Origin of the sequence: Pseudooceanicola spongiae (assembly GCF_014899185.1) — a bacterium.
GTDB lineage: Bacteria > Pseudomonadota > Alphaproteobacteria > Rhodobacterales > Rhodobacteraceae > Pseudooceanicola > Pseudooceanicola spongiae.
In genome coordinates this window covers 405,798-417,860 of record NZ_CP045201.1, presented here as the reverse complement: position 1 = coordinate 417,860, position 12,063 = coordinate 405,798, and the positions used below count along the sequence as shown (strand labels likewise).

The window sequence follows — 12,063 nt, the reverse complement described above, 5'->3', positions numbered from 1 at the left end:
ACTTGATTGCTTGAGAGAAGGCGATCATTGGACATCCCGCCATGTAAAGCCCGGCCGCTTGGCGCGGATCCGGGCCAGCAGAACTTCTGGCGGGGCCAGTGTTTGGGCGGAGTAGGTGCCGAAAACCTCAAGCGTGGCGGTGTCGCGCGCCGCCAGAAACCACTTGCCGCAGCCCGTGACATGGCGCCAGCGCTCAAAATGCACGCCCTTGGGGTTTTCGCGGTGAAACAGGTAGGTCTCGAACGCGGCATCCTCGGACGCGGGTCCGGCGCGTTTGACATGGGCCTCACCGCCGCCATGGAATTCGGTTTCCTCGGCGGTGACACCGCAGCAGGGGCAATTCAGCAGCAGCATCACGCAACTCCGTAGTTGAAGAACGACCCGCAAACATCTGGCTTGCGGACGAAAAAAGGCCGGACGCATGACGCGACCGGCCGATAGGACAGATTTGGGAAAAGGGTGGTGTCAGTTGCCGTCAGGCAGATTGATCTGGATTTCAGGCTCATCCGCGCCGGGCAAATCGCCGCCGGAATAGAGATACCAGATGAGGCCCGCCAGCACGACGACAACCGCGCCAAGCACAAACGCGATACCACTGTTGCCAGATCTTTCAGCCATTTTAATCTCTTTCTTCTACCATGTGTCGAAAGAAGAACGCCGTATGCTGTCACTCGGTTCCGGAACAAAGTGCCAGCCCCCGTTGCCCCGCTCAACGCCTGATCAGCGGCAGGGGAACCAATGTAGAGATCGTCGCGTTGTGCTTGATATTTGGGCGACCATGCAGGCGCCCACCCCCTCGGATATGTTCGCGTTAACGGAAAAACAGCTATTTGCTGTACCCTGATCCCGTCACGCGGACATTTCTGAAACTGCGATGGAGATTGAGCAGCATGACTGACACGATCGACTTCCCCCTTGAGTTTGACACCGGTGCGTTGGATGGCACACTTCACAAAGCGATCCGTTTCACGGTGCTCGACAGCCTCGACGCCTTGCCCGATGAGGCCGGGATTTACGTTCTGATGGGCGCGCAACCGGACGCAGCCCCGCGTCCCTTGGCGTTCGGCCATGTCGCGGGCAGCCTGTCGAGACACCTCAAGTTTCAACCCGAATTCGCGGCCGCGCTGCGTCAGGGATTCACCTTTGCCGCCATCGCGGAAGAGGTGCCCGGACGTGACAGTGCCCGTCTGGCAGAGCGATTGGGCCGTGTGCATAACGCGCCGATCAATACGCTGCGCCGCGCCGTGCGCGACATCGATGCGGCACACAGAAGTGCGTCGCAGCTGACGATCGCTCCGCTGGCTGCGGAGTAACGACACAGCACCGTCAAAAACCGTTGCGCGACCAGCCCTCCGGCTGGCGCGCGCGGGGATGTGATGGGGAAAGCAAAGACCACCGTACATTGTCATCTCCGATCGACCGGCCGGATCCTGAAAGACTTCGTTTCATGACCCAGTGCCATGGTCTTCCCCCCTAGTGTGCCACGCCTGCAGCGACGCTTTCGTCGATAAAGCGCCCCTCGCGGAACCGATCCAACCCGAACCCCTTGGCCAGCGGCCCGGGTGTACCCTTCGACATCATCTCGGCCATGGCCCAGCCGGACCCCGGGATCGCCTTGAAGCCGCCGGTGCCCCAGCCGCAGTTGATGAAGCAATTGCCCAATGGCGTGCGCGAGATGATCGGAGAACGGTCGCCCGTCATGTCGACAATCCCACCCCATTGCCGCAGCATCTTCAGCCGTGACACCATCGGGAAGGTTTCCACCAGAGAGCGCACAGTCTCCTCGATATGGTGGAAAGATCCGCGCTGCGTGTAATTGTTGTAGCCATCCGCGCCGCCGCCAATGACCATTTCGCCTTTGTCGGACTGGCTCATATAGCCATGCACCGTGTTGGCCATGACGACCACATCCATACAGGGCTTGATTGGCTCGGAGACTAGCGCCTGCAGGGCAACGGACTCGATGGGCAGGCGGAACCCGGCCATCTCCGCCAGAACGCCGGAGTGCCCGGCGACGACGATGCCCAGCTTGCCGCAGGCGATGCGGCCCTTGGTGGTTTGAACGCCGGAGACATTGCCATCCGCGCCCGTCTCGACGCCAGTCACTTCGCACTGCTGAATGATGTCCATGCCCATGCCGGAGCAGGCCCTTGCATAGCCCCACGCCACCGCATCGTGACGCGCCGTGCCGCCACGCGCCTGATAGAGCCCGCCCAGAACCGGATAGCGCGGTCCGTCGATATTGATGATCGGCACCAGTTCCTTGACGCGTTCGCGGGTGATGTATTCCGTCGTGACGCCCTGATGCGCATTGGCATGGGCGGTGCGCTTGTAGCCGCGCACCTCATGCTCGGTCTGCGCCAGCATGATGACACCGCGCGGGCTGAACATGACGTTGTAGTTCAGATCCTGGCTGAGCCCCTCATAGAGCGAGCGGGCCTTTTCATAGATCGCCGCCGAGTCGTCCTGCAGGTAGTTCGAGCGGATGATGGTGGTATTGCGCCCAGTGTTGCCGCCGCCCAGCCAGCCCTTTTCGATGATCGCGACATTGGTGATGCCGTAGTTCTTGCCCAGGTAATAGGCCGTCGCCAGACCATGCCCGCCGGCGCCGACGATAACCACGTCATAGCGGTCCTTCGGCTTGGGCGAACGCCATGCGCGCTCCCACCCGGTATGGTGGCGAACCGCTTCACGGGCGATGGCAAAGGCAGAATATCGTTTCATCGGCATCTCACTGGGACAGAGAAAGCAGGGAATTGGGATCGTGTCAGCGGGGGCGTCAAGGCCGGGGGCGTGATCCGGCATGGTTTTCGGGGCATGAGACTCAGCGGCGGACCGAAGGCCTGCCGTTTCGCAGACCCTAGCCTTTTGCCCATCTTTGCCACGCCGCAAACCGTCACAATACCGTGCGCTTGCGACATGGCCAGTCGTTGCGCGGATTTGCCCCTTTTTTGCACCCCGGGCACAGGGTAGATCAGGAGCAACACGAAAGTCGCTGAAAAAAAGGTCGCCTCTGCATGGTCTTCTGGTTCGTCTCGATTGCCCTCGCCTTCGCCGTTGCGGTGCTACTCTGTCGCGCGGCGCTGCATGGTGGCGCCCGCGCAACCGGTCCGGCGGCGCAATTCGACATGCGGGTTTACCGGGATCAGCTGGCCGAGGTTGACCGCGATCTGGCGCGCGGCGTTATTTCCGCCCCCGAGGCAGAGCGTCTGCGCACCGAAATCTCACGACGGGTTCTGAGCGCGGACTCCGCGATCCGTCATGCCGACGACACAGAAATCGCACCGGCGCAGCGCGCGCCCGGTGCAGGCCGTCCTATGGCAATGGTTCTGGCGGGGACAGTGTTTATCGCCGCGCTCTGCATGTACGTCTGGCTGGGCGCGCCGGGCTATCCCGACATGCCGCGCAGTTCGCGCATTCTGGCTGCGAAATCCGCGCTCGACAGCCGCCCCTCGCAACCCCAGGCCGAGGCGCGCATGGATGGCCCCGTGAGCGTGCCGGACATGAACCCCGCGCCGGAATACGTCGAGCTGATGGACAAGCTGCGCGCCACCGTCGCCACCCGTCCCGACGACATTCGTGGCTTTCGCCTGCTGGCACAGAATGAGGCCACTCTGGGCAACTTCAAGGCTGGGTACGAGGCGCAGAGCCGCGTCATCGCGCTGGCAGGCGCGGCGGCCACCGGGCAGGACTACGCCGATTACGCCGACATGATGATCCTCTCGGCAGGGGGCCTGATCTCGGCGGAGGCATCGGATGCGCTGCAAAATGCGCTCAAGCGCGACCCCACGAATGGTGCGGCGACCTATTACACCGGGCTGCTCATGGCACAGACCGGACGGCCCGACATCGCCTTCCGTCTCTGGGATGGCCTGTTGCGCCGCAGTGCCGAGGATGCCCCCTGGATGCCGCCGATCCGCAGCCAGATCGATCAGGTGGCGCAACGCGCCGGTCAGCCGCGCTACCAGCAACCCACACCGCAGGAAACCCTGTCAGGCCCCTCTGCCGCCGATATCGATGCGGCGGGCGAAATGACGCCCGAGGCCCGTCAGGAGATGGTTCAGGGCATGGTCGATGGCCTTTCCTCGCGCCTTGCCACACAGGGTGGCAGCGTCGAGGAATGGGCCCGCCTGATCAACGCGCTTGGCGTTCTGGGGCAAAAAGATCGCGCGAGTGCGATTTACAAAGAGGCGGTACAGGTGTTTGCCGGAAAAGACGCGGCACTTGCAACGCTTGCCGGGGCCGCCAACCAAGCTGGGATATCCGAATGATCGCCGAAACCATTGAAGACCTCGCCGCCGCCCTGCCCACGATGCGCGCGATTGCCGGGCTGGACCTTGGCGAAAAAACCATCGGTGTGGCGGTCAGCGACACCTTCCTCGGCATCGCGACGCCGCTGGAGACAATCCGGCGGCGCAAGTTCACCCTTGATGCAGAGGCGCTGCTGGAGATCCTGGCCAAGCGCAATATCGGTGGCATCGTCATGGGACTGCCCCGCAACATGGACGGCTCGGAAGGGCCGCGCTGTCAGTCGACCCGCGCCTTTGCGCGCAACCTCGCGCGCCTGACCGAGATCCCGATCTCCTACTGGGATGAACGTCTGTCCACCGTCGCCGCCGAACGCGCCTTGCTGGAGGCCGACACTTCGCGCAGGCGCCGAGCCGAGGTGATCGACCATGTTGCGGCGTCCTATATCCTGCAAGGCGCTCTCGACCGGCTGCGCCATCTGCGCGGGGGTGCTGTATGAGTGCTGGCAAGGACATCTGGCAGCGGGAGGACGTCGCCTCTCCCTGCATCAATATTTGCGTCATCCACCCGCAAGCGCGGCTCTGCACCGGCTGCCTGCGCTCGATAGACGAAATCACGCGCTGGTCACAGATGTCGCAGGAGGAGCGGCGCGCCGTGATGTCAGAGCTGCCTGCCCGTGGTCCGCTGAAAGCGACACGCAAGGGCGGACGCAGCGGACGTCTGAGGCGTCAGAGCGACCTCGACTGAGCATTTGAAAAGGGGGCCAAGGCCCCCCTTTTTGCTTAACCGTAGAAGGTTTTGCGCAGCATGTTCAGTGCCACGAGGAAGAGGAACCCCGCAAAAATCCGGCGCAGCGGCTTGGGGTCGGTTGCATGGGCCAGCTTGGCCCCCAGCGGGGCGGTCAGCGTCGTCATGCAGATCACCACGAAGAACGCGGGCAGGTTCACGGCACCGATGCTGTAGGGCGGGCGCGATCCGTCCGGGATCTTGACAAGCAGGAATGCCAGCACCGAGGGGACCGCGATCAGCAGGCCAAAACCCGCAGCCGTCGCCACGGCGCGGTGGATCGGTCGGCCAAACAGCGTCATCGTCGGCACGCCAAAGCTGCCGCCGCCGATCCCCATCAGCACCGACAGGAAGCCCATCAGCGGCGACAGGATCGCGCGGGTCAGCCCACCGGGCATCTCTGTTCCGATACGCCATTCGCTTTTGCCAAACGCCAGATACAGGCTGATGATCAGCGCCAGACAGCCAAACAGCGCCTGCAATTCACGCGACGCCAGCTTGGAGGCGATAAAGACACCGATCAGCGCACCGATGGCGATCCCGGGTGCCCAGGTCTTGAGGATGAACCAGTCAACCGCGCCCTTCTTGTTGTGACTTTGAAGAGAGCGCAGCGAGGTGACAATGATCGTCGCCAGCGATGTGCCCAGACAGACCTGCATCAGCGACGGGCCGCCATATCCAAGCGTCTGAAACGCATAAAAGAAAGACGGCACCAGAACGATACCACCCCCGACACCCAACAACCCCGCCAGCACACCGGCGATCCCGCCGATCACCACCAGCAGGGCGAACATCGCCATCACCAGACCCATATCATCCATTGTCGTTCCTTTCGTGAACCTGTCGCCGCGCCTGACCTCAAGCAAGTTTCGCGCTGACTTGCAAGAAGTTGCCTCGGGCGCGCACGTCGAAATACGCTGCTGCACAGCCGCCTGTGCATTCAGGCACCGAGGGAATTGTGTAACCGTTCTTGGCTTTGCCGCATTGCAGCGATAGCCTGAGAGCTTGACTGCGCAAAACAGAACCGGTTTTCCAAATGCTTAGATTTGCCCTAGTGCTGGGAGTTCTCGCTCTCACCAGCCCGCTTGCGATTGATATGTACCTGCCCGCCCTACCCCAGCTTGCCCGCGACTTTGGCGCAACCGAGGCCGCGGTTCAGGCCACCCTGATCGGCTATTTCATTCCCTTCGGCCTTGCGCAGCTGTTCTACGGCCCACTCGCCGATTCCCGCGGTCGCAAACTGCCGCTGCTGCTGGGCCTTGGGATCTTCCTCATCGGCTCCCTCGGCGCGCTGTTCAGCACCACCCTGCCCGGCCTCGTCGGCTGGCGCGCTCTTCAGGGTCTCGGCGGCGCCTCTCTGATGGTGATCCCGCGCGCTGTTGTGCGGGACCGCTATACCGGCCCGGACGCGACCAAACTGATGGCGATGGTGATGCTGGTCATCTCGATCTCGCCCATGCTCGCGCCGTTGTTCGGCACCATCGTACTCAGCTTTGGCAACTGGCGCGCGATCTTTGCCGTGCTGGCGGTGCTCGCGGCCGTCGGAATCGCTCTGACCTTGTTCGTGCTTCCTGAAACGATGGCGAAAGAAAACCGCCGACCGATTTCCTTCAGCCATATGGCAAAGGGCGCCAAGGTGCTGTTCACCGATCCGACCTTCATGGGCCTGACCCTGGTTGGCGGTTTCGGCATGGCGAGCTTTTTCGTCTTCATCGCCTCTGCTTCTTTCGTTTACATGGGCAGCTTCGGGCTGACCCAGACACAATTTTCGTTGGCCTTTGCCGTCAATGCCATCGGCTTTTTCGGCGCCAGTCAGGTCGCCGGCATGGTCGCGCAAAAGGTCGGCATGTCGCGCATGGTCCGACTGGCCGTGACCGGGTTCTTCCTGTTCACACTGCTGCTGTTCCTGCTGGTGCTGGCCGGTTTCGGTTCAGTTTTCGTGATGGGGGGCTGCCTGATCCTGGCAAACGCCTGCCTCGGGCTGGTCATTCCGACCTCGATGGTGCTGGCGCTGGATGAACACGGCGATATTGCAGGCCTCGCGTCCTCAATCGGGGGCACGATGCAGATGGTCGCGGGCGGGGTGATGATCGCACTGACAGGGCCGTTCTTCGATGGCACAGCCCTGCCGATGGCCACTGCAATTGCGGTTTGTGGCCTGATGGCCTTCCTGCTGACGACGCTGGTTCTGAATCGCCGCCCAGCCGTCGCCTGATACTTACAGGACTGAAACAACTGCAAAACGCGGGCCTTCTGGTCCGCGTTTTTCAATGGCGCTTTCAGGCCGCGTCGCTGTCCGCAGCCTCGGCCTGCGCCTGTTCAAATGCAGCCAGAGCCTGTTCCACCAGCGCCGTGCCAGCGCCCTTGCGATGCGCCCCCTCAGACAGCATCCGCCGCCAGACGCGCGCACCGGGACGCCCCTGAAACAACCCCAGCATATGCCGCGTCACTTGTGCCAGCTTACCACCTGATGCCAGATGCGCCTCGATATAAGGCAGCATGGCCAGCACAGCGCCTTCCGCAGTATGACCCGGAGCGGTATCGCCAAAGATACGCCGATCGGCATCTATCAGCACGCTGGCCGGATCGTGATAGGCAGACCGGCCGATCATCACGCCGTCCAGCCCGGCTGCCAGAAACGCCTCGGCCTGATCCAGTGTCGTCACGCCGCCGTTCACCGACAGATGCAGCCCGGAAAACAGTCCGCGCATCTGCTGCACCAAACCGTAATCAAGTGGCGGAATATCACGGTTTTCCTTGGGGCTGAGACCCTGAAGCCAAGCCTTGCGCGCGTGGATCGTAAAACGCCCACACCCGGCTGCACCAACACGCGACAGAAACTCGGGCAGGACGTCTTCTGCAATCTGGTCATCAACGCCAATGCGGCATTTCACCGTCACTTCGATATCAACCGCTTCACGCATGGCACGCACGCACTCCGCGACAAGCCCCGGATCTTGCATCAGGATGGCCCCGAAGGTGCCAGATTGCACCCGGTCAGACGGGCAGCCACAATTGAGATTGATCTCGTCGTAACCCGCCGCCTGCCCCAGCTTTGCCGCCTTTGCCAGCTCTGCCGGATCCGATCCACCAAGTTGTAGTGCGACGGGATGTTCCTCGGCATTGAAGTCCAGCAGATGCAGTGCCCCACCGCGCACCAAAGCCGGCGCTGTCACCATCTCGGTGTAGAGCAACGTGTGCCGGCTGAGCAGGCGGTGCAGATAGCGGCAATGACGATCCGTCCAGTCCATCATAGGCGCCACAGATAGGCGTGACGCACGCCAAAGCTCTGATTTTGTATAACTTTTCACCACATCAGCTGCCTTTCTCGACGCAGAACACAACAAGAATATTGCCCATCTTTGCCCGTTTATGATTATAGTCATGACAAATGTCATAACTAAGATCAGGATGTCATAACCCATGGCTACGATACGAAAGCGGGTCCGGAAAGACGGTTCAGTCGCCTATATGGTACAGATCATCTTTACACAAAAGGGTAGACCCACTTACAGGGAAGCTCGAACCTTCGACCGCCAAAGTGCTGCCACAGTCTGGGCCAAGAAGAGGACCGATGAGCTGAACAAAGCAGGCGAAAACCTGTTTGCTTTGAAGACACGGCAGAAAACTCTGGCGGATGCTATCAGAACCTACACCGATCAAAGCGAAAAGCAGATTGGTAGAACAAAGGCCCAAGTCCTTTCGACGATCTTGGAGTTCGACATTTCTGACATGCTTTGTGCAGAAATTCGAAGCTCGGACATTGTAGCTTTCGCACGAGAACTCGGCATAAAGCGCTCCGCTGCTACGGTCAGCAACTACCTTTCCCATCTATCCTCAGTCTTCGCCATCGCCAAACCTGCTTGGAACATGCCGCTCGAGCACCAACAGATGAAGGATGCATTCGCGGTCTGTAACCGACTCGGAATCACGGGAAAATCCCGCGCACGCGCACGCCGCCCCACCTTGGTTGAACTGAACTCCCTGATGGAACACTTTGCGAAAAAACACGCTGCGCGGCCCTCCAGTGCCCCCATGCACATGATCACTGCCTTTGCTCTTTTTTCGACGCGGCGTCAGGAGGAGATCACACGTATCAAATGGGCTGACTTGGATGCCGACGCCAAAAGGATCATGGTCAAGGACATGAAACATCCGGGCGACAAGGCTGGCAACGATGTCCTATGTGACCTGCCAGACGCCGCTTGCTCCATAGCCCTCAGCATGCCTCGCAACAGCGCGTTCATTTTTCCATTTTCAACCGATGCAATCAGTGCGGCATTCACGAGAGCTTGCAAAGTACTCGCCATCGACGATTTGCGTTTTCACGACCTCCGGCACGAAGGAGTATCCCGGCTTTTCGAAATGGGACTACATATTCCTCAAGCTGCTGCAGTCTCAGGGCACAGATCCTGGCAATCACTCCAGCGCTACACTCATCTACACGAAAGGGGTGACAAGTATGACGAATGGCCTTGGCTTCTCGCGCTCGCCAAAGGCGAAAGTGCGTCCGATTAAGGAGTAAAGACCGAGGTAAATGGGAACCATCTTGAAGCACGAAATGTTGCGGCGAGGGATTTTGAATAGCTTAGACTTCGAATGATTTCAATTACTTATCACTTCTCTGAGCCCGCACACATACCAAGAACAGGGGGTGAAACCGGGCTCAGCCTAAAAATAGTCGCTCCCCGTTATATTAACCCCTACCTCGCAATTGTTTCGTCTATGCGGAGTAGTAATTGGCACGTTTCATTGGTCATGACAGATCCTTCATTGTGCTGATCCCGTCAGACATGACCGCAGGTGTGCTTTCCTTGAGGCCTCTGGCGAGGCTCATAAGGGGGCGCAAGCGCAATCAGTTTATAAGGTATGCGGGACAATGCGGGTTGAAAGGCGTTCGAAGGGTCGGCACGGCGATCCGATACGGTATCGCTTTGCGTCGCACTCCTGAGCCTAGCGTCAAAAACTGATGGCAGATCCGCATCATGAATGAAAACGATGGATATGCAGTGTGAAGATGCACGGCGTTCATTATGGGGTGATGGAAGTGAACCTCTCCCCCAGGACATTCACAAAAACCTGGCGACCTGGCTCTGGCATCAACTAGGAACGCCTTTTGGCATCAGCTCCACAGCACGCTGCACGATTTTACGAAACCATAGATGTGCCGGATCATGATCGTTGCGGTTGTGCCAAATTCCGCGGAAGGTTGAGTGGCTGACCGGATAGGGTGGCAAAACCATCAGTAAATCGTCGGTTGCGACAAACAGGCGTGCCAATGAACAGGGCAGAATACTGAGCATCTCCGTCCTTTCCATCACTGAAGCGATAACCATCGAATGGGCGATCGTGATGTGGTATCGTGGAACTGCGCCGATCGTCGCCAGTGCCTCCTGCAATGCATTCCGGTCGAACATCTCGGATTGACGCGCAAGCCCTCGTTCGAGAATGAAACCGTCCACCGCGCCCTCCTCCTTTCCGCCGACTGAGATCGTCAGCAGAGGATAGGTGACCATGTCCTGTAGGGTCAGTTTGCGTCCCGCGGCTGGGTGCGAAGAGTGCATGATGACCAGATCGCCCTCAGTCATGAGAGCAAATGATCTGAAATGCTCAGGGATTTTCTGGAATACACCCATGGCAAGGTCGATGCGACCGACGTCGATCTGCTCTGCCAGGTCGAGCCGCGTCGCCGGGCGCACAACCAACTGTATCCTCGGCGCTTCGGCGCTCATCAGCCGGGTCAAGTGGGGCATGATAACAGAGGCGAGATGATCGTTGGCGGCAAGCACGAACTGACGCGTCGATGTGGCTGGGCTAAATGGGTCCACACCGAGGGTCGCGACAATCCTGTTCAATGAATCCGTCAGATCCTGTGCCATTGCGTCCGCGCGGGCGGTCGGCATCATGCCGCTAGGAGTTCGCACGAACAGCTCGTCGCCGACCACATGGCGAAGCCGGGTCAGCGCATGACTGACAGCCGACGCGCTCAGGTTGAGCCGCTTTCCCGCACGCAGCAGGTTCCTGTCCTCATAGACGGCATTGAAGATCTTGATCAGGTTCAGATCGATAGGGCCAATAGCCATGACAGCTCCTTGTTGAATTTCGTGCAGCTTGAAGATGAAGAGCCATCGTTTCCGCTGTCGTTGGAACTGTGACATCGCTTGTGTCACGACCTTACCCCCCTTTAGCAAACGCGTCTGCAGGCATCGTCCGCAAGATGCAGGAGAATAGCATGACCCTGTCGAAAACCCTTCTCGCCGCCGTCTCTGTCGCCAGTCTTGCCGGAGCCGCATCTGCCGAACCGGTCCGCAATGTCGTCCTGGTCCACGGCGCCTTTGCCGACGGTTCGGGCTGGAAGCCGGTCGCCGAAATCCTTCAGGCCGATGGCTATACCGTCAGCGTCGTCCAGCAGCCGATGACCTCGGTCGCCGATGACGTGGCGGCGACCAACCGCATTCTGGATGGCCAGTCAGGCCCGGCCGTTCTGGTCGGTCACAGCTACGGCGGCGCGGTCATCACCGAGGCAGGAAATCACGCCAATGTGGCCAGCCTGGTCTACGTCGCCGCCTTCGCACCCGCCGAGGGCGACGTCCTGGGGGCCATGTCCGAAGGCACGCCGCCCGCCTCGCACAGCATCACGGCGACCTCGGACGGTTTCCTTCTGGTCGATCCCGCACAGTTCCCGGCTGATTTCGCGGCCGATGTGCCCGCAGCGACGGCGGAGTTCATGGCAATCTCGCAGATCCCGATGAATGGTCAGATCTGGGGCACTCCGATCGGTGCGCCGGCCTGGCAGTACAAGCCCAGCTTTGCCGTCCTCACCACATCGGACCGGATGATCAATCCCGACCTGCAGCGCTCGATGTATGCCCGGGCCGGGTCTGACGTAACCGAGATCGACGCAAGCCATTCGGTGTTTCTGTCGCACCCCCAAGATGTGGCCGACGTGATCGAGGCCGCCGCAGTTGCCGCCGGGCTCTGAGCCACCTCGGAGCGGCTCTGGCCGCAGCAAATATCGCAGGGTGATGC

At 60.4% G+C, this 12,063-nt stretch carries 13 protein-coding genes; 7 read left to right on the top strand and 6 right to left on the bottom strand.

What is annotated here, in order from left to right; translation table 11 throughout:
- Positions 1-24: 24 nt before the first annotated feature.
- Positions 25-354 carry a sarcosine oxidase subunit delta gene (locus F3W81_RS01990; protein WP_193082000.1) on the bottom strand — a complete coding sequence of 110 codons (330 nt, stop codon included), beginning with the start codon at positions 352-354 and terminating at the stop codon, positions 25-27.
- 111 nt (positions 355-465) lie between these two features.
- Positions 466-618 (bottom strand): hypothetical protein, encoded by a 153-nt coding sequence (locus tag F3W81_RS01985; protein ID WP_193081998.1) that lies wholly within the window; start codon positions 616-618, stop codon positions 466-468.
- Positions 619-890: 272 nt separating this feature from the next.
- Here F3W81_RS01985 and F3W81_RS01980 point away from each other — a divergent pair, with 272 nt between their 5' ends.
- Positions 891-1,313: a hypothetical protein gene (locus F3W81_RS01980; protein WP_193081996.1), complete on the top strand. Its 423-nt coding sequence runs from the start codon at positions 891-893 to the stop codon at positions 1,311-1,313.
- 160 nt (positions 1,314-1,473) lie between these two features.
- Here the strand turns inward: F3W81_RS01980 and F3W81_RS01975 are convergent, their stop codons facing one another.
- Positions 1,474-2,724, bottom strand: a complete 1,251-nt coding sequence (locus F3W81_RS01975) for a sarcosine oxidase subunit beta family protein (protein WP_193081995.1) — start codon at positions 2,722-2,724, stop codon at positions 1,474-1,476.
- 293 nt (positions 2,725-3,017) lie between these two features.
- Here F3W81_RS01975 and ccmI point away from each other — a divergent pair, with 293 nt between their 5' ends.
- Genes ccmI through F3W81_RS01960 form a run of 3 tightly spaced genes read left to right on the top strand, consistent with a single transcriptional unit; the run spans position 3,018 to position 4,995 of the window.
- Positions 3,018-4,271 carry a c-type cytochrome biogenesis protein CcmI gene (ccmI, locus tag F3W81_RS01970; protein ID WP_193081994.1) on the top strand — a complete coding sequence of 418 codons (1,254 nt, stop codon included), beginning with the start codon at positions 3,018-3,020 and terminating at the stop codon, positions 4,269-4,271.
- Positions 4,268-4,747, top strand: a complete 480-nt coding sequence (gene ruvX, locus F3W81_RS01965) for a Holliday junction resolvase RuvX (protein WP_193081993.1) — start codon at positions 4,268-4,270, stop codon at positions 4,745-4,747. The genes ccmI and ruvX overlap by 4 nt, the downstream gene beginning before the upstream one ends.
- Positions 4,744-4,995: a DUF1289 domain-containing protein gene (locus F3W81_RS01960; RefSeq protein WP_193081992.1), complete on the top strand. Its 252-nt coding sequence runs from the start codon at positions 4,744-4,746 to the stop codon at positions 4,993-4,995. The genes ruvX and F3W81_RS01960 overlap by 4 nt, the downstream gene beginning before the upstream one ends.
- A 35-nt stretch (positions 4,996-5,030) precedes the next feature.
- Here the strand turns inward: F3W81_RS01960 and F3W81_RS01955 are convergent, their stop codons facing one another.
- Entirely contained in the window at positions 5,031-5,855 is an 825-nt protein-coding gene (locus F3W81_RS01955) for a sulfite exporter TauE/SafE family protein (RefSeq protein ID WP_193081991.1), read from the bottom strand.
- A 233-nt stretch (positions 5,856-6,088) separates the two neighbouring features.
- On the opposite strand from F3W81_RS01955, the gene F3W81_RS01950 reads away from it, so the two are divergent.
- Entirely contained in the window at positions 6,089-7,249 is a 1,161-nt protein-coding gene (locus F3W81_RS01950; RefSeq protein ID WP_319022282.1) for a multidrug effflux MFS transporter, read from the top strand.
- Between the two features lie 64 nt (positions 7,250-7,313).
- Here F3W81_RS01950 and dusA read toward each other — a convergent pair whose 3' ends face one another.
- Positions 7,314-8,288, bottom strand: a complete 975-nt coding sequence (gene dusA, locus F3W81_RS01945; RefSeq protein WP_264298883.1) for a tRNA dihydrouridine(20/20a) synthase DusA — start codon at positions 8,286-8,288, stop codon at positions 7,314-7,316.
- Between the two features lie 169 nt (positions 8,289-8,457).
- On the opposite strand from dusA, the gene F3W81_RS01940 reads away from it, so the two are divergent.
- Complete coding sequence (locus tag F3W81_RS01940) at positions 8,458-9,552, top strand: site-specific integrase (protein WP_193081989.1); 1,095 nt, start codon at positions 8,458-8,460, stop codon at positions 9,550-9,552.
- Between the two features lie 581 nt (positions 9,553-10,133).
- On the opposite strand, the gene F3W81_RS01935 is transcribed toward F3W81_RS01940, so the two are convergent.
- On the bottom strand, positions 10,134-11,204 hold the full coding sequence (locus tag F3W81_RS01935; protein ID WP_226941813.1) for a LysR family transcriptional regulator: 1,071 nt from the start codon (positions 11,202-11,204) through the stop codon (positions 10,134-10,136).
- A gap of 62 nt (positions 11,205-11,266) precedes the next feature.
- Here F3W81_RS01935 and F3W81_RS01930 point away from each other — a divergent pair, with 62 nt between their 5' ends.
- On the top strand, positions 11,267-12,016 hold the full coding sequence (locus F3W81_RS01930) for an alpha/beta fold hydrolase (RefSeq protein ID WP_226941812.1): 750 nt from the start codon (positions 11,267-11,269) through the stop codon (positions 12,014-12,016).
- Positions 12,017-12,063: the final 47 nt, after the last annotated feature.